The sequence below is a fragment of the Kitasatospora sp. NPDC001660 genome, assembly GCF_053596725.1.
Window position 1 is genome coordinate 37,178 of the sequence record NZ_JBSFGU010000036.1, and the last position, 25,530, is coordinate 62,707.

General features: G+C 74.2%; 21 protein-coding genes and 2 pseudogenes. 16 read left to right on the forward strand and 7 right to left on the reverse strand.

What is annotated here, in order from left to right; all coding sequences use genetic code 11:
* Positions 1-56 precede the first annotated feature (56 nt).
* The 4 genes and pseudogenes from ACWCXH_RS29535 to ACWCXH_RS29550 form a co-directional block, all read left to right on the forward strand.
* Positions 57-626 (forward strand): annotated as a pseudogene (locus tag ACWCXH_RS29535) (serine/threonine-protein kinase); the annotation flags it as partial.
* A 158-nt stretch (positions 627-784) separates the two neighbouring features.
* Positions 785-1,027 (forward strand): hypothetical protein, encoded by a 243-nt coding sequence (locus ACWCXH_RS29540; RefSeq protein ID WP_449804537.1) that lies wholly within the window; start codon positions 785-787, stop codon positions 1,025-1,027.
* 25 nt (positions 1,028-1,052) lie between these two features.
* Positions 1,053-1,904, forward strand: a complete 852-nt coding sequence (locus ACWCXH_RS29545; RefSeq protein ID WP_449804538.1) for a hypothetical protein — start codon at positions 1,053-1,055, stop codon at positions 1,902-1,904.
* 135 nt (positions 1,905-2,039) lie between these two features.
* Positions 2,040-3,116 (forward strand): hypothetical protein, encoded by a 1,077-nt coding sequence (locus tag ACWCXH_RS29550; protein ID WP_449804539.1) that lies wholly within the window; start codon positions 2,040-2,042, stop codon positions 3,114-3,116.
* Between the two features lie 133 nt (positions 3,117-3,249).
* Here ACWCXH_RS29550 and ACWCXH_RS29555 read toward each other — a convergent pair whose 3' ends face one another.
* Entirely contained in the window at positions 3,250-3,684 is a 435-nt protein-coding gene (locus tag ACWCXH_RS29555) for a MarR family winged helix-turn-helix transcriptional regulator (protein ID WP_449804540.1), read from the reverse strand.
* Between the two features lie 107 nt (positions 3,685-3,791).
* On the opposite strand from ACWCXH_RS29555, the gene ACWCXH_RS29560 reads away from it, so the two are divergent.
* Positions 3,792-4,703 carry an MBL fold metallo-hydrolase gene (locus ACWCXH_RS29560; protein WP_449804541.1) on the forward strand — a complete coding sequence of 304 codons (912 nt, stop codon included), beginning with the start codon at positions 3,792-3,794 and terminating at the stop codon, positions 4,701-4,703.
* A gap of 73 nt (positions 4,704-4,776) precedes the next feature.
* Here ACWCXH_RS29560 and ACWCXH_RS29565 read toward each other — a convergent pair whose 3' ends face one another.
* Positions 4,777-4,956: a hypothetical protein gene (locus ACWCXH_RS29565; RefSeq protein ID WP_449804542.1), complete on the reverse strand. Its 180-nt coding sequence runs from the start codon at positions 4,954-4,956 to the stop codon at positions 4,777-4,779.
* Between the two features lie 183 nt (positions 4,957-5,139).
* Between ACWCXH_RS29565 and ACWCXH_RS29570 the strand changes: the two genes are divergently transcribed.
* From ACWCXH_RS29570 to ACWCXH_RS29580, 3 genes are all read left to right on the forward strand, one after another.
* Entirely contained in the window at positions 5,140-6,381 is a 1,242-nt protein-coding gene (locus ACWCXH_RS29570) for a glycosyltransferase (protein ID WP_449804543.1), read from the forward strand.
* A gap of 317 nt (positions 6,382-6,698) precedes the next feature.
* Positions 6,699-7,235: a DUF2716 domain-containing protein gene (locus tag ACWCXH_RS29575; RefSeq protein WP_449804544.1), complete on the forward strand. Its 537-nt coding sequence runs from the start codon at positions 6,699-6,701 to the stop codon at positions 7,233-7,235.
* Between the two features lie 95 nt (positions 7,236-7,330).
* Complete coding sequence (locus ACWCXH_RS29580; protein ID WP_449804545.1) at positions 7,331-8,596, forward strand: APC family permease; 1,266 nt, start codon at positions 7,331-7,333, stop codon at positions 8,594-8,596.
* Here the strand turns inward: ACWCXH_RS29580 and ACWCXH_RS29585 are convergent.
* The 4 genes from ACWCXH_RS29585 to ACWCXH_RS29600 form a co-directional block, all read right to left on the reverse strand.
* A complete protein-coding gene (locus ACWCXH_RS29585; protein WP_449804546.1) occupies positions 8,577-9,083 on the reverse strand; it encodes an FBP domain-containing protein in 507 nt (168 codons plus the stop codon). The genes ACWCXH_RS29580 and ACWCXH_RS29585 overlap by 20 nt on opposite strands.
* A gap of 299 nt (positions 9,084-9,382) precedes the next feature.
* On the reverse strand, positions 9,383-10,861 hold the full coding sequence (locus tag ACWCXH_RS29590) for a S1 family peptidase (protein WP_449804547.1): 1,479 nt from the start codon (positions 10,859-10,861) through the stop codon (positions 9,383-9,385).
* A gap of 57 nt (positions 10,862-10,918) precedes the next feature.
* A complete protein-coding gene (locus ACWCXH_RS29595) occupies positions 10,919-11,410 on the reverse strand; it encodes a hypothetical protein (RefSeq protein WP_449804548.1) in 492 nt (163 codons plus the stop codon).
* Between the two features lie 65 nt (positions 11,411-11,475).
* The gene (locus ACWCXH_RS29600; protein ID WP_449804549.1) at positions 11,476-11,967 is read right to left on the reverse strand and encodes a hypothetical protein; all 492 of its coding nucleotides are present in this window, start codon (positions 11,965-11,967) and stop codon (positions 11,476-11,478) included.
* Positions 11,968-12,366: 399 nt separating this feature from the next.
* On the opposite strand from ACWCXH_RS29600, the pseudogene ACWCXH_RS29605 reads away from it, so the two are divergent.
* Positions 12,367-12,642: pseudogene (locus ACWCXH_RS29605) on the forward strand (hypothetical protein); the annotation flags it as partial.
* Between the two features lie 94 nt (positions 12,643-12,736).
* On the opposite strand, the gene ACWCXH_RS29610 reads toward ACWCXH_RS29605, so the two are convergent.
* Positions 12,737-13,708 (reverse strand): LysR family transcriptional regulator, encoded by a 972-nt coding sequence (locus ACWCXH_RS29610; protein ID WP_449804550.1) that lies wholly within the window; start codon positions 13,706-13,708, stop codon positions 12,737-12,739.
* A 71-nt stretch (positions 13,709-13,779) separates the two neighbouring features.
* Between ACWCXH_RS29610 and ACWCXH_RS29615 the strand changes: the two genes are divergently transcribed.
* From ACWCXH_RS29615 to ACWCXH_RS29645, 7 genes are all read left to right on the forward strand, one after another.
* Positions 13,780-14,427, forward strand: a complete 648-nt coding sequence (locus ACWCXH_RS29615) for a maleylpyruvate isomerase family mycothiol-dependent enzyme (RefSeq protein ID WP_449804551.1) — start codon at positions 13,780-13,782, stop codon at positions 14,425-14,427.
* 145 nt (positions 14,428-14,572) lie between these two features.
* The gene (locus ACWCXH_RS29620) at positions 14,573-16,096 is read left to right on the forward strand and encodes an AMP-binding protein (RefSeq protein WP_449804552.1); all 1,524 of its coding nucleotides are present in this window, start codon (positions 14,573-14,575) and stop codon (positions 16,094-16,096) included.
* 324 nt (positions 16,097-16,420) lie between these two features.
* Positions 16,421-17,728 carry an MFS transporter gene (locus ACWCXH_RS29625; RefSeq protein WP_449804553.1) on the forward strand — a complete coding sequence of 436 codons (1,308 nt, stop codon included), beginning with the start codon at positions 16,421-16,423 and terminating at the stop codon, positions 17,726-17,728.
* Positions 17,729-17,769: 41 nt separating this feature from the next.
* On the forward strand, positions 17,770-19,053 hold the full coding sequence (locus ACWCXH_RS29630) for a non-ribosomal peptide synthetase (protein ID WP_449804554.1): 1,284 nt from the start codon (positions 17,770-17,772) through the stop codon (positions 19,051-19,053).
* Positions 19,054-19,253: 200 nt separating this feature from the next.
* Positions 19,254-22,340: a non-ribosomal peptide synthetase gene (locus tag ACWCXH_RS29635; protein ID WP_449804555.1), complete on the forward strand. Its 3,087-nt coding sequence runs from the start codon at positions 19,254-19,256 to the stop codon at positions 22,338-22,340.
* Between the two features lie 100 nt (positions 22,341-22,440).
* Positions 22,441-23,610 (forward strand): acyl-CoA dehydrogenase family protein, encoded by a 1,170-nt coding sequence (locus ACWCXH_RS29640; RefSeq protein WP_449804556.1) that lies wholly within the window; start codon positions 22,441-22,443, stop codon positions 23,608-23,610.
* 54 nt (positions 23,611-23,664) lie between these two features.
* Complete coding sequence (locus tag ACWCXH_RS29645; protein ID WP_449804557.1) at positions 23,665-25,473, forward strand: amino acid adenylation domain-containing protein; 1,809 nt, start codon at positions 23,665-23,667, stop codon at positions 25,471-25,473.
* Positions 25,474-25,530: the final 57 nt, after the last annotated feature.

The following is a 25,530-nucleotide window of genomic DNA, read 5'->3' on the forward strand; positions in this document are numbered from 1 at the left end:
GCTGACTCCGTTGTGGCGACAGGGAGTCAAGGGGTGCCGACGGGTGCCGAGGGCGGATGCCCGGGGACGGGGGACACGTGACGTTGCTGGAGAACGATCCGCGCGAGATCGGCGGATACCGGCTGGAGGGGCGGCTCGGCGCGGGCGGGATGGGCGTCGTGTCCCGCGCGCGGTCGGTGTCCGGGCGGCAGGTGGCGCTCAAGGTGATCCGGCCCGAGCTGGCGGGGGACGGCGAGTTCCGGGCCAGGTTCCGGCACGAGGTCGAGGCCGCCCGCCTGGTGAGCGGCGCGTTCACCGCGCCCGTCGTGGACGCGGATCCGGACGCCCCGGCCCCCTGGCTCGCCACGCTGTACATCCCGGGGCCGTCCCTGGCCGAACGGGTCGCCGCGCAGGGGCCGTTGGGACCGGCCGAGGTGCGGCGGCTGGCGACCGGGCTCGCGGAGGCGCTGCGGGACATCCACCGCGCCGGGCTGGTGCACCGGGACCTCAAGCCCGGCAACGTCCTGCTCGCCGACGACGGCCCGCGCGTGATCGACTTCGGCATCGCCCGCGCCCTGGAGGGCACCCGGCTCACCAGCACGGGAGTCGCCGTCGGCACGCCGCCGTTCATGGCGCCGGAGCAGTTCCGCCACGGCGACACCGCCTTCCTGCCCCTGGACGACGCCGACGGCCTGCGGGCCGCCAAGCTGTCCGCCGGCTCCGGCCCGGTGGCCGCGACGGCGGAGTCGGCCACCGCCGCCGTGGTCGCCGCCAGGTCCACCGGCTCGGCCACCTGACGGTCGACGTGGACTACGTGAACCCGGGCCCCGGCGTCTACCCGCTCGTCCAGGTCGGCTACGCGGTGTTCTGCGCCACCACCGCCCCGGACAACCGCGGCAATCGCCCCGCTCAGGCCCTGGCCGGCCTCGTGTCCCACGCGGTGAGCGACGCCGGCCACCCCCGCGCGACCCAGCTGGGCTACGTCCCGCTGCCACCCGCCCTCGCCCAGCAGGTCACCGACGCACTGCACGGCCTGTCGGCCGGCTGACCCGACGCGGGGGAGAGGGACGGACATGCGCCATCCGGTACGGGAATGGCTCGACGAAGCATGGGCACGGACGCGGCTCGTCCGGGTGATCGAGGGCGGGGAAGAGGATCGACCGCTCTCCGAGCGGGACGTGCTCGGGTGGGTCGAGGGCCCGGACGAACTGGCGGAGCTTCGCGTCCTCACGTCGGCGGGCGGCTTCACCGGGGACATCTGCCGGTGTCCGGGCAGCCTGACGCTGAGTCTCCACGACGCCGATGGTGAACCGGTGGGGCGGGGAACCATCCACGGCGACGACGTCGCCTGGGAGCGTGCCAGGTTCCGGGACAACCTCACGGTCGCGGACCCGGTCGGCCTGACGCTGTTCCTGACGAAGCACGGACCGTCCCGCCGCCTTCTGCACCTCAACTCGAAGCTGTCGTACGCCATGGGGCTCCGTGAGGGGCGACCGCAGACCCGGCAGGCCGGCCACGGGCGGTACGGTTCCCGGGAGTTGGCGCGCCGACAGGTCCCCGTTTCCCTCCGGCGGGCACTCGCCGAGGTGTCCGGGACGGACGCCGGCAAGCTGCCGGAGGCCGAGGTGAGCGGGTTCCGGGAGCAACTGGCCGCCGACCACCCGGATCCCGTCGGCCGGTCCGAGGCGCTGCTGCGCTGGTTGGGCGTTCTGCCGTACCCCGTCGAGGCCGAGTCGGGTGAGGGCGTTCTGGTGAGTCGGCTGCTGGAGGGCCTGGATCCGGTTCTGTGCGCGGCCGTCCTGCCGCAGCCGCTGGAGGACGAGGTCGCGCTCGGCCTCCTGCGGTGGGCGTGGCACCAGCGGGGCGCGGATCTCGCCGATCTCGTCGATCTCGTCGAACCCACCGTCCGGGCCGTGCTGGGCTGATCGCTCAGGAAGGCGTGTGCCCCCACGGGCGGTTCCGTCAACTGTCATCCGGCGGGCCGCCATGCACACGTTGTCGTGGCCCGAACGGGAATCGGTACTCTCCGAATTCGGCGGCCTGTGGCGCAGGATGGCCGGATGAAGCAGATCTTGCGCGCGGCGGGCGACGTGCTCGGCACCGGGCTCACCGAGCCCGTCGACCTCGGGGGCAGCAAGCGCAGCGCCGTGCTGCGCTGCCGGACGGCGTCCGGCGGGAGCGTGATCGTCAAGGCGTTCAAGGGCGGGCGGGACGCGGTGCGCCGCTTCGCGTCCGAGGCCGCCGGGCTCTCGCTCGGGCTGGGCGGACCGGAGTTGCTCGCCGTGGACCCCATCGTGCCGCTGCTGGTGATGGCGGACCTGGGCGCCGCACCGACGTTGGCGGACGTGCTGCTCGGGGACGATCCGAAGGCCGCCGAGGAGGGGCTGTCGGCCTGGGCGCGCGGGCTCGGGCGGCTGGGCGCCGGATCCGTGCACCGGCGGGCCGAATTCGACCGGCTGGTGGCGGAGTCCGGCCCGGGGGTGCCGCCGGCCGAGCCGTGGATCCAGCAGACCGCCGCCGAACTGCTGCCTCTGCTGGAAGAGGCCGGGATCGCGGTGCCGTCCGACCTGGCCGGGGAGCTGGCGCGGATCGGCACGGCGGGTGGGGAGGAGTATCCCGCGTTCACGCCGGGCGACACCTGCCCCGACAACAACCTGCTCACCCCCGATGGCCTGCGGCTGATCGACTTCGAGGCGGCCTGTTACCAGTCGGTCTTCCTGACCGCCGCCTACTGCCGGATGCCCTTCTCCACCTGCTGGTGCGTCTTCCGACTCCCGCCGGGGCAGGCGGAGGTGATCGAGAACGCCTACCGCGCCGAGATCGTCGCGGCCTACCCGGCGCTCGCCGAGGACGCCGTGTGGGAAGCCGGGATGCAACAGGCGCTCGCGGCGTGGACGGTCGCCGTCACCGTGTGGGTGCTCCCGCGCACCGCGGAGGACAAGCCCCTCCACCCCACCCGGCGACCCTGCCCGACGGCGCGGCAACTGCTGCGCCACCGCTGGGAGATGGCGAGCGGGCTGACGGACTTCCCGGCGCTCGCGGAGACGGCGGAGCGGCTGCTGCGGTACGTCGCGGGGGAGTGGGACGTCGCACCGCTGCCGGGATATCCCGCGTTCGGCGGCGGTCGGGTGTCCTGACGAACGGACTTCCCGATCGTTCCTCCAGTGGCGAGGTCCCCGCCTCGACACCCTCGTCATCAGCGGGCCGGAGGACCCGCCCGCCAGGTGACGGCACGAGGCGGCGTCGGCGACTCGGGTCGAGGGCGCCGCGCTACGACCGGGTGATGATCTGCTCCATCAGGCCGTGGAGCGCGCGCTGTTCCTGCGGGGTGAGGGCGGCCAACGGGGAGTCCACGGCGAGGAGTTCGAGGAGGCGGTCGCGCAGGGCGGTGCCCTCGGTGGTGAGGACGAGGTGCTTGGCGCGGCGGTCGGTGGGGTGCGGGTGGCGCCCGATGAGGCCCTGCTTTTCGAGCTTGTCGACGACGAAGGTGGCGTTGGACGGCTCGCAGCTCATGCGTTCGGCGAGCTCGCGCATGGTCATCGGCCCGGTCATCTCCCGCAGCGCGGTCGCCTGTGCCTCGGTGAGGCCGAGGGTGGCGGCGCGCTCGCGCACGTGCTCGCCGATCCGCTGGGCCAGTCCGTTGACCATGCCGCAGAGCTGCCGCTCGGCAATGGCCTGCGGTTCCTGGGCCCGGGACGTCGTCATGCCCTCACCCTAGCAAGTCCGTCCAGCCAGAATATTTCGAGCTTGAATGATTCGAACTTGATGCTTATGGTGATCTTCGTCGCCGCGGGAAGCGCGGCGCCATGCCGATGACCGGCCATCAGGGGAGAGGGATCACTGTGGACTTGAGGACGAAGCAGAACGAGCGGCTGAGCCGGCCGGCGGGCGTCCGCTCGATACGGCTGGGTGACACCAAGGTGTCGTACGTGCCGGACGGCGACGTGCGGCTCCGGCCGCTCGCCATGCTTCCGGACACCACCGACGCCGTCTGGGCCGCGCACCCGGAGTACCTGGACGCCACCGGCCACCTCGTCGGGAGCGTCGGCGCTCTGCTCGTGGAGCACGGCGACCGCGCGCTGCTGATCGACGCGGGCTTCGGCCCGCAGACGCTGGAGGCCCCGGACGGCCCGCTCGGCGTGATCCAGGGCGGCGCACTCCTGGACAACCTGGCCGAACTCGGCCGCGGCCCCGAGGACGTCGAGGCGGTGGCCTTCACCCATCTCCACACCGACCACCTCGGCTGGGCCTGCCACCCTGCCCCCGGCGGCGGCCGGCCCGCCTTCGCCCACGCCGACTACCTGATCGCCGAGCCGGAGTGGGAGGGACGGGACCTCCTGGCGGCCCAGGGCATGGCCGAGCAGGTCGCGGCCCTCGCGCCGCACGTACGGACGATCGCGGACGGGCAGGAGGTCTTCCCCGGCGTGCACGTGCGGATCAGCCCCGGCCACACGGTCGGGCACGCCGAGTACGTCATCACCGGGGGCGGGCGGCGACTGATCGCCTTCGGCGACGCGGTGCACTCACCGATCCAGATCGACCACCCCGGCTGGTCCTCGGGCTTCGACCACGACCTCGCCCGGACCGCCGACCACCGCCGCCGCCTCGTCGCCGAGTTGGCCGAGCCCGGCACGATCGGCTTCGGCGTGCACTTCGCCGACGTCGTGTTCGGACGCGTCCAGCAGGACGGGAACGGCCCGGCCTGGCAGCCCGTGGACGCGTGACGCACAAGGGAGGTCCCCGAGCCTCGGGGCTCGGGGACCTCCGGGTTCTCGCGGCTTTATCGAGGGGGACGCTTCACGTCCGGGGATTTCGATGGGCCCAGGTCTCGCGCGTGATCGCGTATTCGACGTCGCCCTGCTCGGCGCCCTCGATGTACTCCGGCCACTCCTCGAAGAAAGTGCGGATCAGCGACAGCCCGTCCGCGGCGGTGAAGCGGCGGAGCGTCATGCGCTCGGTGCGGAGGAGGACGTTCACGGCGGCGATTCGAGCACGGGCGTCCGGCCCTGGGCAACTACTTTAAAAAACAGGAAAGGCAAGGAGAAAGCTCTCCCTGCCGCTATCAGAATACAACGCCCCGGGGGGCTTGCGGCAAGGCCCCCGTTGTGCCGCACAATCGTCGGCCTGAAGGCCTTGACCTGCGGAAACGGGAGCCGAAAAATGCGCGCGTTGTTGACGAGCTGGGGATCGCGCGGAGACGTCGAACCGCTGGTGGCGCTGGCGGTGGAATTGCAGAACCTCGGGGCGGAGGCGGCGGTCTGTGCGCCGCCGGACGAGGACTTCGTGGCGCTCCTGGAGCGGACCGGCGTGCCGCTGGTGCCGCTCGGCCCGACGGTGAAGTCGATCGTCTCCAACCCGAAGCCGCCGACGGCGCAGGACGCGTTCCGGCTCGCCCCGGCGCTGGTCGAGGCGCGGTTCGAGACCCTCGCCGCGGCGGCGGAGGGCGGGTGTGACGTGTTGCTCGCGACCGGGCTGATGCCGGCGGGCGTGCGGGACGTGGCGGAGGAGCTGGGCATCCCGTACGTGTTCGCGTGCTTCCACATCGCCGGGATGCCCTCGCGGCACTTCCGTCCCGGTCGGCGCCCGGGCCCGCCGTCGTCGGAGGACGAGACCGACCTCCGGGTGCTGTGGAAGGAGGACGGCGAGCGCGTGAACGGCCTGTACCGCGAGGCGCTCAACCGTGGACGGGCGGCGATCGGGCTGCCGCCGGTGGACAACGTCCGTGATCACGTCTTCGGCGAGCGGCCCTGGCTGGCGGCCGACCCGACGCTGTGCCCGTCGGAGGGCATGACGGACCTGGAGCTGCTGCAGACCGGGGCGTGGATCCTGCCGGACGACCGTCCGCTGCCGGACGACCTGGAGGCGTTCCTGGACTCCGGCGAGCCGCCGGTGTACGTGGGCTTCGGGAGCATGGCGTCGTACGCGCCGAAGGACGTCGCCCGGGTCGCGATCGAGGCGAGTCGCGCGCACGGGCGTCGGGTGGTCGTCGGGAGCGGGTGGGCCGGGCTGGGGCTGGTCGACGATGGAGAGGACTGCTTCGTGGTGGGCGAGGTCAACCAGCAGGTGCTGTTCCGGCGGGTGGCGGCCGTCGTGCACCACGGTGGCGCGGGCACGACGACGACGGCGTCCCGGGCGGGAGCGCCGCAGGTGATCGTTCCGCTGATTGCGGACCAGCCGTACTGGGCGTCGCGGGTGGCCGAGCTGGGGATCGGCGTGGCGCACGCGGGACCGGCGCCGACGGTCGAGTCGCTGTCGGCGGCGCTGGAGGTGGTCCTGACGTCGGAGACCCGTGAACGGGCGAAGGTTGTGGCGCGCACGATCCGGACGGACGGGGCGACGGTGGCCGCGAAGCTGCTCTTCGAGGCGGCCGGCCAACCTGTACAAGGCCCGACTGTCGGGTGAGTGTCGGGTCAGAGAGTGCGCGTGAGGGAGATGAAGGCCTCGCCTCGGGCAAGATCGACCGCCGGGCCGTCGCCGCCGCGGCGGTCCGAATCCGTCGCCGAATGGCGACTCGTGAAGTGCGGCCAGGAGCCGGCGAGTTACGGATTCCTGGCCGCCGTCGTCCCAGTCGGCCCACGGTCGTCGCGACGGACCACCCCATGGGTTGTTCGCCGACCGGCGGAGTCCACTGACCAGGTGGTATGAGCAGAGGCGGCGGTGAGGCCCCGACAGCTGCGGGGGTGGTAACACGGGCGACAGACCTTGATAAGTTCACCCCCATGACCACCGAGGCCCTGCGGCGACTCAACGACCCTGAGCACGGCGAGATCTGGAACCGTTTCCAGGCCGCGTTCGACTTCCGACCCGACACGTCCGTCATTCCCGGCATCTCGGAGCCCACGCCGTCGGTGACGTGGAGCCTCGAATCGCTGGACGACGACCCGGGGTACCGGAAGCTCGACCGCCTCGTCGGCGTGGTGCAGGACGGCCTCGCCCGATGTTGCCGGCCCGGCGAGTCGCTCTGGCTCCTGGACCAGCCGCACACGTCCTACCGCCTCCGCCCGGACCTCGTGCCGGCCGACGCGTCCAAGCCCCGCGTCGTCGAGGGGCAGGCGTGGCAGGGCTGGCCGCTCAGCCCGTACCCGGACGGGAACTACTCCGTCCAGCTCGCCGAGGACCTCCGCTTCGGCATCTTCGGGCACCCGTCGGAGAAGTCCATCTGCGTGTTCGGCGCCGACCTGCTCGACGCGGTCGCCGAAGAGGTCGGCGGGCTGCTCCCGCACGTCATCCGCCGCGACGGCCGACCCGTTCGCTGACGGGGCGACGGGCCTGAGCCGAGGCCGGGTGCGAGGTCCGTTTCCCAGGCTGGGGTAGGGTGCCCCGGCATCGGAGATCGACACGGGAGCCAGCCATGGGACAGCCACCGGCCGCGAACGCCTCGGGTGGACTGAGGCGTCAGCTGGGGGTGTTCGACGCCGTCGTCGTCGGGCTGGGGTCGATGATCGGGGCGGGCATCTTCGCCGCCCTGGCGCCCGCCGCAGGGGCGGCCGGGTCCGGGCTGCTGCTCGGGCTGGCGCTCGCGGCGGTCGTGGCGTACTGCAACGCGACCTCGTCCGCGCGGCTGGCCGCCCGGTACCCGCAGTCGGGCGGGACGTACGTGTACGGGCGCGAGCGGCTGGGGGAGTTCTGGGGCTACCTGGCCGGGTGGGGGTTCGTCGTCGGCAAGACCGCGTCGTGCGCGGCGATGGCACTGACCGTGGGCGGCTACGTCTGGCCGGGCCGGGAGCACGCGGTGGCGGTGGCGGCCGTCGTGGCGCTGACGGCGGTGAACTACGCCGGCGTGCAGAAGTCCGCGTGGCTCACCCGGGCGATCGTCGCCGTGGTGCTCGCGGTGCTCGCGGCCGTCGTGGTGGCGGCTCTGACGTCGGGTGATGCGGACGCGGCCCGGCTGGACGTCGGCGCCGACGCGTCGTTCCACGGGGTGTTGCAGGCCGCGGGCCTCCTGTTCTTCGCCTTCGCCGGCTACGCGCGGATCGCCACCCTCGGGGAGGAGGTCCGCGACCCGGCCCGCACGATTCCGCGGGCGATCCCGCTCGCCCTCGGCATCACGCTCGTCGTGTACGCGCTCGTCGCCGTTGCCGTCCTGGCCGTCCTCGGGCCCGAGCGGCTGGCGGCCGCCGCCGCGCCGCTGTCCGAGGCGGTGCGGGTGGCGGGCGCCGACGGGCTGGCCCCGGTGGTGCGCGTGGGTGCGGCGGTGGCGGCGCTCGGTTCGCTGCTGGCGCTGATCCTCGGGGTGTCCCGGACGACGCTCGCGATGGCCCGGGACCGCCACCTGCCGCACGCGCTGGCGGCGGTCCACCCGCGTTTCCAGGTACCGCACCGGGCCGAACTCGCCGTCGGCGCGGTGGTGGCCGTCGCGGCGGCGACGGTGGACCTGCGCGGGGCGATCGGGTTCTCGTCCTTCGGCGTGCTGGCCTATTACGCGATCGCGAACGCCTCCGCGTGGACGCTGACGCGGGCCGAGGGGCGCCCGCCGCTGGTCGTTCCCGCGCTCGGCCTGGCCGGCTGCCTGGCCCTGGCGTTCGCGCTGCCACTGTCGTCGGTGGCCACCGGCGCCGCCGTCCTGGCGGCGGGCGCCGTCGCGTACGCCGTCGGTACTACCCGGCGGAGTCGGTGAGAACCTTGGCGAGGAACGCGTCGAGGTTGCCCACCGTGCGGGCGATCTGCTCCTCCACGGGCAGCGACTCGTTGGGGCGGGTGACCAGCGTGGACTTCTTCAACCCGCGCACGTACAGCGAGCACGCGAGGTCGGCGCAGATGTAGCTGCCGACGGAGTCGCCCTCGCGCCCGGCGGCACCGGCCCGGCGGGCGGCCAGCAGTGCGACGCCGGAGCCGGCGTGGGCGGTGACGCACAACGAGCACACGTTGCTCTTGGTGAGGCTTCGGCGCACCGACGGCACCTGCAGGGTGACGCCGACGAGTTCGCCGCCGCTGTGGGCCACCAGGTAGGCGCGGTCGGGCGCACCCGGATCCCGCCAGCCGAGGAAGTCCAGCTGCTCCCAGGGGAGTTCGGCCAGCCCCCGGGGGAGGTTGAGCCGGCGGGCCTCGCCTTTGGAGCAGTTGACGAAGGATCCGCGGATCTCGTTCTCGTTCAGGGGTTGCATGGCACGGAAGCTAACACCCGTCTGCGCACGGTGTCGCGGCAGTTTCCGCCGGGCTCGCGTGGAGTCGCTCCGGTTCCCCTCCCGTTCCATTGATCGGCAAGGAGCGCTGAACCCGGGGCGTGACGTACGGCAGCCGTCCGCCACCGCGTGCCCCACTGCGCCCCCGGGGTCCCCGCCGGCTGGACGATCACGGGCACCGTCACCCAGGGCGGCCGCACCTACCAGTACCTCCGGTACGCCTGAGCAAGCGGACGGCCCCGCCCGCCCGGGGGGCGAGGCGGGGCCGCACGGGTGCTGGTTCAGCGGCCGGTGACCACCACGGCCTGGGTGGCGCGACCGTCGCCGTTCCAGTCACCAGTGACCGGCAGCATGCCCGTGTCGCCGTAGGGGACCTTGGAGACGCTCCCGTCGGCGGCGCGGAAGTAGAACGTGCTGTTGCCCGGCCGGTAGACACCGACCTGGGTGGTGCCGCTGCCGTTCCAGTCCCCGGCGATCGGCAGGTCGCCGGAGTCTCCGAGGGGGATGGTGATGTCGGCGTTGCCCCCGTGGTTGGAGTTCACCAGGTAGAAGGTGTTGGTGGCGGGGTTGAACAGGCCGGGCGTGTCGTAGCCCTTGTGGGTCCAGTCGCCGGCCACCGGCTTCCAGTTGCCGCCGTCGCCGAGGACGAACGACGTCACCGAGCCGTCGTGGTGGCGCAGGTAGAAGGTGGCGTTGGCGGGCCGGTAGACGCCGATCTCGGTGGTGCGCCCGCCGTCCCAGCGGCCGACCACCGGCTGGTCGCCGGGGTCGCCGAAGTAGATGTCCCGGGTGCTGGTGGAGCTGCCGGCGTCGTCGGTCAGGAAGAAGTGGGCGGTGGTGGGGTCGTAGGCGCCCGCGGTGTCACCGCCGGGGCCGCCGCTCCAGTTGCCGGCCAGCGGGATCATCGGCGCGTTGCCGTAGTCGAACGCCGCCCGGGTCGCGAAGCTCGACATCGCGTCGTCGGACTGGAACCAGCGCAGCGTCCCGGGCGTGGGCGCGGGCAGCGGACGGGCCGTCACCGACTTCACCCATGCGCCGAGGTCGTCGACGCGCACGTCGTAGGCGCCGGTGCGGGTCTCGGTGCTGCCGAGGCAGCCGCCCTGCCAGGAGCGGGAGGCGACGGCCGCCAGTTCGGCCTTGCCGTTGGTCTCGCGGATGACGGGGGCGCCGGTGTCGCCCTTGCACACGGCGGCGCCGTTCACACCGGTGGTGTCGATGCCGGTCGCCTGCACCGCGTCCAGGCTGAAGACGCCCGTGTGCGCCCGGGTGGGCACCCAGTCGTCCTTGGTGCGGCCGTAGCCGGCCACGCGCAGCGTCTGGCCGGTCATCGGCGCGGCCGTCGCCAGCGGCAGCACGGCGACGCCCTGCACCGGAGAGGCAAGGCGGGCCAGCACCAGGTCGCGGTCCTGACGCGGCGCCAGTTCCACCACGTCGCGCACCCGCCCGGCCGTGTCGGTGCGCCCGATGGTGGCGGTGGTCTTCCACTTCGGCGCTCCGGCCTGGAGGGTGCCGGGCTGGGCGGGGTCGTCGGAGAAGCAGGACGCCGCGGTCAGCACCCAGTAGGGGTCCACCAGCGTGCCGGTGCAGGCGCGCACGGAGTCGCCGATGGTCAGCTTGGCGGTGTAGGCGTACGAGCCGTCGGCGGCCTGGTCGCCGACGACGGCGCCGGCCGGGGTGCCGGAGAAGGTCGTGAGCGCGCCGACGGCCGCAGCCGCCGCCAGCACGCCGGCCCGTCGCCGGGTGGAGGTGGTACGAAGCATTCTGTGAGCTCCCGTCAGCAAGTCAGTGATTCAGGAAGGAAAATGGGGCCGGTGTGGTCAGCCGGTGACGCGCAGCTCGACCACCGTGGTCGGGCTCTGGCCGAGGCCTTCGCCGACGGCCTGGAAGCCGTCCTTGGGCACGTCCAGGCTCTGGGTGGTGCCGTCGGCGGTGAGGCTGGCGTGCAGTGCGCGGCCGTTGGTCTGCACGGCGAACACGTCGGGCAGTTGCAGGGTGAGGAAACCGCTCGTGGCGGTCGCGGTGAAGCAGACCTTGTTGTCGGGGTTGTCCGGCGCGCGGGTCCACAGCTGGATCTGGGAGGACTTGGTGCAGTCGGTCAGCGTGACGCCGCCGTCGCCGCGCAGCAGCTTGACGCGGGTGACCGCGTCCGCGCCCGGGTAGGCGAAGTCCTCGACGGCCGCAGGTGGTTCGGAGGAGCCGCCCGGGGGCGGGGGCGGTGTGGTGTCGGCCGCGGCGAGTGCGTTCAGGCCGAGGACGCCTGCGGCGGCGACGGTGAGGACCGCGGTCCAGTTGCGTATGCGGTGCTTCATTGGGTGATCCCGTGTCGGGTCGGTGGGTGGTCGAGCAGCGGTTGTTCGGCGGGCCGGCGGGGCCGTCAGCCGGTGATGCGCAGCTCGACGAGCATGGTGGGCTTCTGGCCGAGGGCCTCGCCGACCGGGGTGGCGCTGTTCTTGGCGACGTCGACGCTCTGTCCGATGCCCTCGGAGGTGAGGTTGGCGCGCACGGCCTTGTCACCGGTCTGGATCATGAAGGTCTGCGGGAGCTCCAGGGCCAGGTAGCCGGTGGTGCCGGTGACGCGGAAGCACACGCCGGGGCCGCCGCTGGGGCTGGGGACGGCGCGGCTCCACAGCTGGATCTGAGTGGCGGTGTTGCAGTCCGCCAGGACGATGTGACCGTCGCCACGGACGAGCTTGAGCTGCGGGTAGGGGGACGTGCCGGGGTAGGAGAAGTCCTCCACGGCGGGCGGCGCGGCGGCGCTGCTTCCCGCGGATGCGGTGCTGTCGGCGGAGGCCAGTGTGGCGACGCCGACCGTGGTCGTGACAGTCACGGCGCCCGCGACCAGCCAACGGAATATGGCGCTCTTCATCTCGCATTCCTCTCAAGGCGTTTGAAGGCTCCGACCGGACGGGCCGGTTCCCTCGCGTAGAGGGCCGGCGGGTCCGGAAACGGAGTGGCTCGATGCGCGGGAAGCGGACGAAGCAGTTGGCTGCCCGTCATTTTGCGTCCCCCCTGACGCATTTGCGAGCCGCAGTCTAGAGCATTGCCGGAGCAGGAATCGCCGACGGGGTGCCCGTTTGTGTCGCGCTGCAATGAGCCGCATTTGCGGACATGGGGGCATTGGTTGCTCTTTGCCCGACTTTGCCGAGGCGCTGACCTGGGGTGGAGTCGATCGATCGAGGTGGCGCCACGTCAGGTCGGGTGCGTTCGACCGATTTCTGGCGATCGATCATGTGTGGCTGTGCTCGGCGGCCGAACTGTGCCCGGAATGATCTCGGAGGGGTCTCTGGTGGATGGATTGATTGTCCGGCCCAGGCGGCGAAGGCGGGGTGGGCATTCGATATCCGCGGTGCTCAGCCTGCGCCTTCTGCCGCTGGCCTTGGTGGCCGGTCTGGTGGGGAGCACGCCCGCAATTGCGGCGGATCCCGTGCCCGGTCACGCGGTGGTTCCGCTGACCGAGCGCGGCCAGGTCGTCGCGTTCTGGCAGGACGGCGGGCCTGCGGTCAAGGCCGCGGCCGAGGCGGCCCTGCTGAGCTCGGAACCCGACGCCGTGCACAAGGATCTGCGGCGGTCCTCCATTACGGAGGACCGCCGCAGGCGTTGGCAGTTCTGTGGCATCGCCGATGATCAGCCGGTCGTCACGCGGGTATCACCCCGCCCGGAGCCGGGTTCGTCACGGGCGCGTACGCCCTTCGCAGGTGGGCGAGGAAGGCGGCCGTCGGGGGTGCGGGTGGGCGGTCGGTGGGGTGGACGAGCGCGATCCGGGCGAGGGGGACCGGGGACGTCAGGGGGCGGATGAGCAGGTCGGTCTCGTGGGCCGGCGCGGGGAGGACGGCCACGCCCATGCCGTGGGCGGCCAGTTCGACGAGATGGGCCGGGGCGGCGGCCTCGACGGCGATGGCCGGGGTGGTGCCGGCCTCGGCGCAGGCGCGTTCCAGGGCGGCGCGCAGGCCGGTGCCGCGCGGGGTGCTGACCAGGGCGTGGCCCGCGAGTTCGGCGACCGGGAGCGGGCCGTCGCCGGCCAGCGGGTGATCGTGGGGGAGAGCCGCGGCGAGGGGGATCTCCAGGACCGGATTCAGGGCGAGGCCGGCCAGGGTGTCCCAGCCGTCGTCGTCGGGGCGGCCGCTCGCGGGGGCGGGGAGTCCGGCGACGGCGAGGTCGAGGCGGCCGGCGCGGAGTTCGGCGAGCAGGTGGCCGGTGGTGTCCTCGGTGAGGGAGAGGTCGATGCCGGGGTGCTCCCGGCGGAACGCGGCGAGCGTCGTCGCGAGACCGGGCAGTGCCGGGAGGGCGCCGGAGGTGGAGAGGGCGGCGCCGGCAACCGTCCCGAGCCGGACGCGCCCGCGCCGCAGGCCGCCGAACTCCTGCGCCGCGCGCCGTGCGGCCTCGGCCGCGGCGAGGGCGGCCCGGGCGTGCGGGAGGACGGCCGCGCCGGCCGGGGTCAGCCCGACGCGGCGGCCGGAGCGGTCGAGCAGCTGCTGGCCCAGCTCCTTCTCCAGCTGCCGGATCTGCGCGCTGACGCCGGGTTGGCTGAGGTGCAGCAGTTCGGCCGCCCGGGTGAAACTGCCCTCCCGGGCCACGGTGACGAAGTAGATGAGCTGCCGGAGTTCCATAACCGTCGATTATCGCGGGAAGAAGATCCAGGTCTTGGACGTGCGGACGGTTGCGCGCGCAGGCTGGGGGCATGCAAACCGTGTTGCGACACCAGGGTCCCGAGTGGCTGCGCGAGCAGATCGCGGCCGAGCGCCGGGAACTCGCCGACGTGCTCGACTCCCTGACCGCCGACCAGTGGAACTCGCCGTCGCTGTGCGCCGGTTGGACGGTCCGTGAGGTCGCCGCCCACATGAGTACCGGCTTCCGCCACTCCACCGCCCGGACGCTGCTGGACCTCGTCCGCGCGGGCGGGTCGATCCACCGCATGGCGGACCGGGTGGCCCGCCGGGACGCCGCCGCCCTGACCGAGGACCGGATCGCGGCCGCGCTCCGCGACAACGCCGGGCACCCGTGGCGCCCGCCGGTCGGCGGCCGGATCGCCGGCCTGGCGCACGACGCCGTCCACGGCCTCGACATCACCGTGGCGCTCGGCCTGCCGGCCCGCCTCCCGCTCCCGCGCGTCACCGCGCTGCTGGACGCGATCACCCCACGTGGCCTGCGTTTCTTCGGCGCGAGCCTCGACGGCGTCCGCCTGCGGGCCGTCGACGCGGACTGGCACTACGGCGACGGCGCGGACCTCGTCGAGGGCCGCGCCCAGGAGCTCCTGCTCCTCGCCTACGGCCGCCGGGTGCCCGCCGGCCTGCTGTCCGGCCCCGGCGCGGCGCGGTTCGTCCGGTGACCCGGATCCCCAGGGCGACCGGAGACGGTGGTCGAACTCCCGGAAACCTTCAGGGACATGGCGTTATGGTGCGATTGCACAGCGTTGAAGGAATCGAGAAGGCCCTGAGGACCACCCCGCGGAAGAACGTGAGGAAGCAGCAGTCATGGACCAGCCGGACTTCGTCAGTGCCCCCGAACTGATCCTGGGCGCCCTGGCCGCCGACCCCACCCGCCGGGCGATCACCACCGCCGACGGTGCGGACATCACGGCCGGCGACTTCGTCGCCGCCACCTACCGCCTCGCCCGCGAACTCGCCGACCGCGGCGCGGCGCGCGGTGTCACCGTCACCCTGCTCACCGGCAACACCGCCGAGGCGATGAGCGCCCGCTACGCCGCGAGCCTCGCGGGCGCGCGCCTGGTCAGCCTGTACGAGGGCATGAGCGCCCCGACGATGGCCGAGATCGTGACGAGCGTCGACACGGTCGTGCTGCTCGTCGACGCCGAACGGTACGCGGTGGCCGAGGAGTTGCTGCCCCTGGTCGACGTCCCGACGGTCCTCGCGCTCGGGCCCGGCGGCGTCGGCGAGGACGTCGTGGCCGCTTCCGCCCGGCAGCCGGCCGATCCGCCGGCCGTCCGGATCGGCCCGGACGACGACTGGGGCATCCGCCACACCGGCGGCACCACCGGCATCCCCAAGGGCATCCGCAGCCTGCACGGTCCCTACCGGCGGATGTTCGACGCGTCGCCGTACGGGAGCGGCACCGCGCCCCGGTTCCTCGCCGCCACCTCGCTCGCCCACCTCGCCGGGGTGTTCACCGACCTCGCGCTCTACCACGGAGGTTCGGTCGTCCTCCAGCGCTCGTTCGACCCGGGCGACGTGCTGGCGGCGGTCGAGCGCGAGCGCATCACCGACCTGTGGGTGCTGCCGCCGCTGCTCTACCGGCTGCTCGACCACCCGGCCATCGGCCGCACCGACCTGTCGAGCCTGGCCCGGGTCCTCTACGGCGGCTGTGCGGCCTCGCCGACGCGGATCCGCGAGGCGCTCAAGGTGTTCGGCCCGGTGCTGGTGAGCGGCTACGGGCAGTCGGAGGCGCAGAACATCGCGGTCCTCCTCCCGCACGAGCACGACCGCGTCGGGCACGGCGGCCAGATCTCGGTGGGCCGCCCCCTCCCGGGCGTCGAGGTGGCCATCCGGGCGGCCGACGGCACCGAGCTGCCGGTGGGGGAGCAGGGCGAGATCCACGTCCGCTCGGCCACGGTCATGGCCGGCTACTGGAAGCTGCCCGACCTCACCGCCGAGGTGCTGCGCGACGGCTGGCTCGACACCGGGGACATCGGCTACCTCGACGAGGACGGCTACCTCTACCTCGCCGACCGGCTCAAGGACGTGATCATCGTCGTCGGCGGGCACGTCTACCCGTCCGACGTCGAGGACCTCCTGCTCACCCACCCCGCGATCGCCCAGTGCGCGGTCTTCGGCGTGCGCGACCGCCAGGAGGTCGAGCACGTCCACGTCGCCGTCGTCGCCGCGCCGGGGAAGCGGCCGGAGCTCGACGAGGTGCGCGAGTTCGTGACGGCGCGCAAGGGCCGGATGTACGCGCCGGAGGCCCTGCACGTGGTGGACGAGATCCCGCTGACGTCGGTGGGCAAGCCCGACAAGAAGCGGCTGCGCGCCGTGGTCGTTTGAACGGAAACCGGAGGTGGGTCGGTTCACGCGGAGATGGCCAAACGTCAGAACATCACTGAAATCCGGCCAAGTTGAGCGCATTCGTCCGATGGCTGGAAAGGGCGCGTCCGTATAGCGGAACGAGGTCCGGACGCGACGCGCCGGGGGCGGCCGGTCGGCCGAAGGGCCGGTTTCTCCTGGGCAGCGGGCCGTCGGCGTGCCCGCGGGGCGGATACGCGCGTCAACGCCGGTCAGGGAGGTGGCGGGATCGGGTCGGCACTCGCTTCGTCCGGAAACGAACCCGTCGGTTGCCCAGCGTCGAATCGGTGACCGAGAGTCGTACTGATGAACGAGAAGAGCAAGACGCCCTCCCCTCCCCGCAGTCGCCTCCTCGGTCACCGTGACTTCCGGCTCCTGCTCTCGGGCGCCGCCGCGGCCCAGACGGGCAGTCAGGTGACCCTGGTCGCCCTCCCCCTGGTCGCCGTGGTGGTGCTGGACGCCGACCCGTTCCAGGTCGGCCTGCTCACCGCCGCCGAGACCGCCGCCTTCCTGCTGGTCGGCCTGCCCGCCGGGGCCTGGCTCGACCGGATGCGCAAGCTGCCGGTGCTGATCCGCGCCGACCTCGTGCGCTGCGCGGCCGTCGGGTCCATTCCGCCGGCCGCCGCGCTCGGCGTGCTGACGATGGCCCAGCTCTACGTGGTGGCGCTGGTCACCGGCGTGGCGACGGTCTTCTTCGATGTCGCCCACCAGTCCTTCCTGCCGACCGTCCTGCCGCGCGAGCACCTCGTGGGCGGGAACGGCGCGCTGGAGACCGTCCGCTCCTCGGCCCAGATCGCCGGGCCCGGGCTCGGCGGCGGACTCGTCCAACTGCTCGGCGCGCCGCTCGCGATCGTCGCCGACGCGTTCGGCTACCTGGCCTCCGCCCTGCTGCTCACCCGGATCCGGGCCGAGGAGCCCCGGCCGGAGCCGGCGCCCGGGCGGTCGCTGCGCGCCGAGGTGGGCGAGGGCGTGCGGTTCGTGCTCGGGCACCCGCTGCTGCGGGTGATCGCCGCCGCCACCGCAGTCTCCAACCTGTTCGCCGCCGTGCTCATGGCCGTGCAGACCGTCTTCTGGGTGCGCGTGCTCGACCTCCCGCCCGGTGCCATCGGCGTGCTGCTGTCGGCCTCCGCCGTCGGCGGCCTCGCCGGGGCGCTGTGCGCCGGGCCGCTGGCCCGCGGCGTCGGACAGGCCCGGCTGATCTGGCTCGCCCCGGTCGTGACCGGGCCGTTCGCCGTGCTGTGGCCACTGACCGGCGGCGGCGCGGGCGTCGTGCTGTTCGGCGCCGGCTCGGCCGTGGTGCTGTTCGGCGCGGTCGCCTACAACGTCGCCCAGGTGAGCTTCCGCCAGTCCGTCTGCCCGCCCGACCTGCTCGGCCGGATGAACGCCACCATGCGCTTCCTCGTCTGGGGCACGCTGCCGCTCGGCGCGCTCACCGGCGGCGCCGTCGCCGACACGGCCGGCCCGCGCACCGCGCTGTGGCTCTGCGCGGCGGGCTTCCTGCTCGTGCCCGTGCCGCTGCTGCTCTCGCCGCTGCGCCGCATGCGCGACCTGCCGGCGGCGGAAGGGCCCGAGGCGTCCGACGCGCCCGAGGCGGCCGTGAGCCCCACGCCCTGAACCCGAACCGAGACCGAGACCCGGAGACCGGAGACCGTCCCGTGCACGCCAGCAGCACCGCCACCGGTGCCCCCAGCATCACCGCCGCCTACCTCGCCCGCTACCGCACCCTCGCCGCCGACGCGCCGGGGACCCTCCTCCCGCTGACCGGCGCCCAGCGGCGCTTCCTGATCACCCGCCGCCTCACGCCCGGCGGCCGCCCCGAGACCGTACCGGTATTCTTCGCCTACCCGCGCGGCACCGTCGACCTGCCCCGGCTGCGGCGCGCCGCCATCACCGTGGCCGCCCGGCACCCGGCGCTCTGCGGCGCCTTCGCGAACGTGCGCGCCACCCCCGTGCTGCGCGTCGGCGGTCCGTCGGCCGAGGCCGCCCGGGTGGCCGTCGCCCCCGGCGGCTCCGCCCGCGAGGCGCTGCGCGAGGCTCTCCTCGACTGGCCGGCCGACGGACCCGCACTGCGCCTGCTGGTGGTCGAGGAGCCGGACGGCGACGAGGAGTTGCTCGCCGTCGCGCTCGACCACGCGGCCTGCGACGAGCAGTCACTCGGCGCCGTCACGGCCGAACTGGAGGACGCCTACGCGGCGGACGCCGAGCCCGCCACCGGCCCCGAGGAGGCCGCCCTCGCCGCCTACCACGAGGCCGTCGAGCGCCAGCTCGCCGCCGAGGACGCCGCGTCCACCTCCGCCGCGCACGCCCACTGGGGCGAGCGGCTCGGCGGCCTCACCACCACGGCCGCAGGCGCGGCGTACTCCACCGGCATGCTCACCGAGCGCGTGCCCGGCGCCTCCCGCGGCTCGGTCTTCCCCGCCCTGCTGGACGCCGTCGCCGTGGCCGCCCACCGCCTGTACGGCACCGACGGCCCGCTCGCCCTCGGCTACCCGTGGGGCGGCCGTCCGCCCGGCGCGCCCGCCGCGCTCGGCTGCTTCATCAACACCCTCGTCCACCCGGCGCTCCCGGGCCCGACCGAGGACCTGGACGCGCTCGCCGACGGCTGGTGGGACGACCTCGACCACGCCGACACCCCGTTCGACGAGGTGGTCCGCGCCGCCCGCGCGGCCGGCGCCGCCTGGAACGGCGCGCAGGACGGCCTCCTCACCCTGGAGGACCTGCACCGCCGCCCGCCGCTCGCCCTCGACGGCGTCCCCGGCCGCGAGACCCACCTGACCGGGCGGCCCCTGCCCGTGCCGCTCGCAGTCTCCGCCTCGCACGGCGACGACCTGCTGATCCGCCTGGCCTGGGACCGGGACCGCTTCCCGGACTGCGCCGCCGAAGCCGCCTTCGACGGCCTGCTCGGCGCCCTGCGCCACCACCTCCGGCCGGCCTCCTGACCCGAGCGCCGCCACCAACCCGCCGACGGCGTCGGGCCGTTCGCGCGAGCTTCCGCAAGGAACCACGAACTCCCCCACGAAGCAGTGCCGTTCGCGCCACCACCCCGGCGCGCCCGGTCCCGGCGGGATGGAACCCCACCCCACGTCCACCCCGCCACCGCAGGACGAACACGCCCGCCACCACAAGGGAGTAGCCGCCCATGTTCGCACTCTCCTCCTCGCAGGAGATCGTCTGGCTGCACGAGCAGATGCTGCCCGGCAGTCGCGCCTACAACTTCACCGCCGTCCTCGACCTCTGGGGAGCCGTCGACCAGGACGCCCTGCGCGCCGGCCTCACCGCCGTCGTCGCCCACCACCCGGGCCTGCGCCTGGAGTTGGTCGCCCGCCCGGAGGGCGTGCCCGGCCAGCGGGTCGCCGAGGACTGCGAGCCCCGACTGCGCACCAGCGACTTCTCGGCCGAGACCGACCCCGAGGCCGCCTTCCGCACCCTGCTCGCCGCCGAGGCCGCCGAGCCGCTGGACACCACCCAGGCACCGCTGCTGCGCTGGCACCTCGTCCGCCTCGCCGACGACCACCACCGGCTCGTCCACGTCGAGCACCACCTGATCCACGACGGCCACTCCTTCGCGATCCTGCTGCGCGACCTGTTCACCGTCTACCGCGCCCACGTCCTGAACGAGCCCTACGAGCTGGCCCCGGCCCCCTCCTACGAGCAGCACGTCCGCACCACCACCGGCCCGGGCGAGGACGCCCTCGCCTTCTGGCTCCGCGAACTGGCCGACGCCCCGCGAGAGGTCACGCTGCCCGGGCTCGCCCGGCCCGGCGCCGTCCGCCGCCACCGCGGCGGGCAGCTGCGCCAGGCCGTCGGCGCCGACCTCGCCGAGCGGCTGCGCGAGCGCAGCAAGGCCGACGGCCACACCCCGTTCAGCACGCTGCTCGCCCTGTTCACCGAACTGCTGCGCCGCCACAGCGGCCGCGACGAGATCGTCGTCGGCACCGCCGTCGGCAACCGACCGGCCGGCTTCGAGGGCACCGTCGGCATGTTCGTGAACACCGTCCCACTGCGTCTGCGGCTGGACGCCGAGGTGCCGGGCACCGAGGCCGTCGACGAGGTGACGGACGTCCTGCTGCGCGCCCTGCCGCACCAGGACCTGCCGGTCCAGGAGCTGACCCGCCGCCTCGGGCTGCACACCACCGGCGCGGACAACCCGCTGTTCAACGTGATGTTCAGCGCGCACGACGCCGCGCTCCCGGACGTCCGGGTGCCCGGCCTGGAGGTCCTCCTGCACGAGGGCTTCAACACCGGCACCACGCGCTTCGACCTCGACCTCGTGCTGATGCCGGACGACCGGCGCGTGGTGGGCGAGAAGCACGGCGCCGCCGGCATGACCCTGGTGTGGGACTACGACGCCGACCTGTTCGACGAGTCCGAGGCCGAGCTGCTGTCCGAGCGGCTGCTGGACCTGCTGCGCGCCTACCTCGACCGGCCGGGGGAGCCCCTCGCCGCCCTGGCGGCCTTCGCGGCCGAGACCGCCGACGTGGCACACCCGCAGCCGACGACCCTCGACCCGGCCGCCGCCCACGACCCCACCGCCGTCGCCCTCGTCGCCGGCACCGAGCGGATCACCTACGGCGAGCTCGACCGCCGCGTGTCCGAGCTCGCCGAGCGGCTGCGCGCCGCCGGGGTCGAGCCCGGCCAGCCGGTCGCCGCCGTCCTACCGCGCGGCGTGGACAGCGTCGTCGCCCTGCTCGCCTGCCTGCGCCACGGCGCCGTGTACGCGCCGCTGTCCCCGGAGGACCCGGCCGCCCGCCTCGGCCTGCTGCTGGAGCGCCTCGCCCCGGCCCTCGTGCTGGCCACCCGCCAGAGCGCGCTGGCCCTGCCCGCCGAGGGCGTCACCCCCGCGCTGCTGGACGGACCGGCCTTCCCCGAGGCCGAGCCCGCCGCCGTGCTCGACGGCGCCGCCTACGTCATCCACACCTCCGGCTCCACCGGCGTGCCCAAGCCCGTCCTGGTCGGCCGCGACGCGCTGGCCGGCTACGTCGGCGCGATCACCGCCCGCTACGGGCTGACCCCCGCCGACCGCGTGCTGCTCTTCGCCCGCCCGTCCTTCGACGTGGCCCTCGAAGAGGTGCTGCCCGCGCTCGCCGCCGGCGCCGCCCTCGTCGTGCCGCAGCGCGAAGTGCCCACCGGGCCCGAGCTGGTGGCCGTCCTCGCCGCCCGCGGCGTCACCGTCGCCAACCTGCCCACCAGCTACCTGCTCGCCGTCCGCGAGGACCTCCACGAGGCGCTGCGCGACGGCCGCTGGACGCCCCGCCTGCTCGTGCTCGGCGGCGAGCGGCTGCCCGCCCGGGCCCTCGCCGGCCTGACCGCGGCCACCACGGTGCTCAACGCCTACGGCGTCACCGAGGCCACCGTCACCTCCACCGTCCACGAGGTCGGTCCCACCGACCTCGACGGCGACGGCGAGGTGCCGCTCGGCGCCGAGCTGCCCGGCGTGCGGATGCACGTCCTGGACGCGGCGCTGCGCCCGCTGCCGGCCGGCTGCGTCGGCGAACTCGCCGTCGGCGGCACGCTGCTGGCCGAGGGCTACCTGGGCCTGCCCGAGCCGACCGCCGAGCGCTTTCGCGACCTGCCCGGCCTCGGCCGGGTCTACCGCACCGGCGACCGCGGCTACCGTGACCTCGGCGGACGGCTGCGCTTCCTCGGCCGCACCGACAACCAGGTCAAGCTGCGCGGCCACCGCATCGAGCTGGAGGAGATCGAGGCCGCCGCCTCCGCCGAACTCGGCGGCCGCTCCTGCGCGGTGGTCCTGCACACCGATCCCGGGACCGGCCCGCGCCTGGTCGGCTTCCTGGAGGGCACCGACCGCCCCGACCAGGCCGCCCTGCACACCGCCCTCGCGCAGCGCCTGCCCGGCGGACTCGTCCCGGCCACCTGGACGGCCCTGCCCGCGATGCCGACCCTGCCCGGCGGCAAGCCCGACCGCGCCGCCCTCGCCCGGCTCGCCGCCGAGGCGACCGCCCCCGCCGAAGCCCCCGCCGCCACCGGTGCCTCCTTCGACGGGCCCGGGCAGGAACTCGTCGCCGCCGCCTGGCGCGAGGTCCTCGGCCACGACCGGTTCACCGCCGAGTCGCACTTCTTCGAGGTCGGCGGCCACTCCCTGCTCGCCGCCCAGGTCGCCGCCTGGCTGGAGCCCCACCTCGGCACCCGGCCCCCGCTGCGCACCCTCTTCCGCCACCCCGTCCTGGCCGACCAGGCCCGCGCCCTGACCGGAGAGACCAAGTGAACGAGCGGTGGGCGTACCCCCGGCCGAAGGCTGGGGGAGAGCGAACCAACACGAGGTGCACCCCGGGGAATGCCCCTGCCGAACGAAGCGAGGTAGGCGCATGACCGCCCCGTCCGCCGTCCTGGAGGACGGCCACCGCGAGCTCGTCGACGCGTTCGAGAGCTTCATCCGCCGCGAACTCGTCCCACTGGCCGCCGAGTTGCCCGAGACCGCCGACCAGCCGCCGGCCGACCTGCGCGCCTACGTCCGCAAGCGCTCCGCCGCGCTCGGCTTCTACGCGGGCGACTACCCCGAGGAACTCGGCGGCTCCGACATGCCGTTCACCGCCGTCGTCCTGCTGCACCACGCCGCCGGCCGCAGCGGCTGCTCGCTCGCGCCGTACGCCCTCGCCGGCTCCGACGGTCCGAGCCCGCTGCTGCGCCACGGCACGCCCGAGCAGATCGAGCGCCACCTCGTGCCGCTGGTGCGCGGCGAGCAGACCCGCTGCCTCGCCCTCACCGAGCCGCACGCCGGCTCCGACGCGTTCCGGCTCACCACCACCGCCGTCCGCACCGGCGACCGCTGGGTGCTCAACGGCCGCAAGACCTTCGTCAGCAACGCCGACCGGGCCGGCATCGTGCTCGTCGTCGCCGCCACCGACCTCGGCGACGGCAGCACGGTGGGCGCCACCGCCTTCGTCCTGCCGATGGACCAGCCCAGCCTGCGGATCGGCCAGCGCTACGAGGGCATGTCCGGCGAGCCGCTGTTCGAGCTGCTGCTGGACGGCGTCACCGTCGGGCCGGAGGCCGTCATCGGCGGCGAGGAAGGCATCGGCGCGGCCACCGCGCTCGCCATCGACAGCCTCTCGCGCGGCCGGCTCGTCGTCGCCGCGATGTGCAACGGCGTCGCCGAGTACGCGCTGCGCGCCGGCGTCGAGTACGCCCGCGAGCGGCAGGCCTTCGGCCGGCCGATCGGCGACTACCAGCACGTCCAGGAACACCTGGTGACCACCCGGGCCGAGGTGGAGGCCTCCAAGCTGCTCACCCTCGCGTGCGCCCGGCTGGTCGACGAGGGCACCGAGTCGCCCGAGAACGCGGCCCTCGCCAAGCTCACCGCCTCCGAGACCGCCGTCCGCGCCGTCGACCGCTCGCTCCAGGTGCACGGCGCCACCGGCTGGGTGCGCGGCCACCCGCTGGAGTTCCTCTACCGCTACGTCCGGATGATGACGATCATCGAGGGCACCTCCGAGGTGCAGAAGGTCATCATCGCCCGCTCCATGGGCCTGAACTGACGTCTGGTCAGAAGACCCCCGTCAGAAGACTGTCACTTGAATCGGGAGACGATGATGGAACCCCTCAGCATCGCGTACGGCCGTCCGCACCGGGACGGCGCGGTACTCGACCTCTTCACCACCTGGGCGCACCGCACCCCGGACGCGCCCGCCCTGATCGACGGTGAGAACACCTGGACCTACGCCGAGCTCGACCGCCTCGCCGACCAGGTCGCCGACGCGCTGCGCGAGCGCGTGCGCCCCGGCGACCTGGTCGGCGTCTGCCTCGACCACTCGGCCGCCCTGGCCGCCGTCACCCTCGCCACCGCCAAGCTCGGCGCCGTCCACCTGCCGCTCGGCCCACGCCCCGGCGAGCGCCGCCTCCAGGCCGTCGCCGAGCAGCTGCGGCCCGCCTGCCTGGTCGGCGACCCGGCCCTGCTGCCGCCCGGCCACCAGGCCGGTGAGCAGCTCAAGCTCGCCGTGCCGACGGAGGGGGCCAACGCCGCCGCCACCGTCATCGCCGCCTTCGCCGAGGGCGGGAGCACGGTGGAGATCCCCAAGGGCACCCACTACGCCGTCCTCACCTCCGGCTCGACCGGCACCCCCAAGGCCGTCGCGGTCGGCGGGCCCGCCCTCGGCGCGCTGCTCCACTGGTACCGCGACGTCACCGGCCTCGGCCCCGGCGAACGGCACAGCCTGCTCGTCGGCGTGGCCTTCGACCCGCACGTCCTGGAGCTGTGGGCCGCCCTCACCTCCGGCGCCGCCCTCAGCGTCGCCCCCGACGCGGTCCGCTGGGACCCGGGCGCCCTGACCGACTGGTGGCGCGAGGCCGGGATCACCGTCGCCGTGCTGCCCACCCCGCTCGCCGAGCCCGTCCTCGACCGGCCCTGGCCCGCCGGGCTCGCGCTGCGGCACCTGACCATCGGCGGCGACCGGCTGCGCCGCACCCCGGGGCCGGACGTCACCGCCACCGTCCACAACGCCTACGGTCCGGCCGAGGCCACCGTCGCCACCACCGTCCACACCATGGCCCCCGGCGGTGACCACGGCGCCGACGCGCCGCCGATCGGCCTGCCGATCCCCGGCGCCGTCGTCATCGTGACCGACGAGGCCGGCCGGCCGGTGCCACGCGGACAGGCCGGCGAACTGCGCATCGGCGGCCGGGGCCTCGCCGCCGGCTACCTCGACCCCGAGCTCACCGCCCGCCGCTTCGTCGGCGCGCCCGAGGGCGTCGAAGGCTCCGATCGCGTCTACCGCACCGGCGACCGGGTCCGGATGCGCGCCGACGGCGTGCTGGAGTTCCTGGGCCGGCTCGACGACCAGGTCAAGGTCAGCGGTGTGCGGATCGAGCCCGCCGAGGTCGAGGCCGCGTTCGAGCGCGACGCCCGGGTGCGCCGCGCCGTCGTCGCCGCCGCACCGGCCGCGGCGGGCGGCCACCGGCTGCTCGCCTTCGTCCAGGCCGCGTCGGAGCGGCCGCCGGCCGCCGCGGACCTGATCGAGGCCGTCCGCCCGTGGCTGCCCGAACAGGCCGTGCCCTCGCTCGTCCGGCTGGTCGACACCTTCCCGCTGGACACCAACGGCAAGGTCGACCGCGCCGCGCTGCTGGCCGCCGAGGCGGCCGAGACCTCCGCTGCCGAGGACGGCGCCACCGCGACCGAGCGCACCGTCCTGAGGCTCAGCCGCGACCTGCTCGGCCGCGCCGACCTCGGCCCGCTCGACAACTTCCTCGACGCGGGCGGCAACTCCCTGGCCGCCGCCCGCCTGCTGGCCGCACTGGAGGACGAGTACGGCGTGCGGCTGCGCGCCGCGGTGCTGCTGCGCCAGCCCGACCTGCGCGCCGTCGCGCGGCTGGTCGACGAGCGGCGCACCGGCGCCACCGCCTGACCGCGTCCTCGAAGCCTTGACCCAGGGCGCCCCGGCCGACGCCGGGGCGCCCGGAAG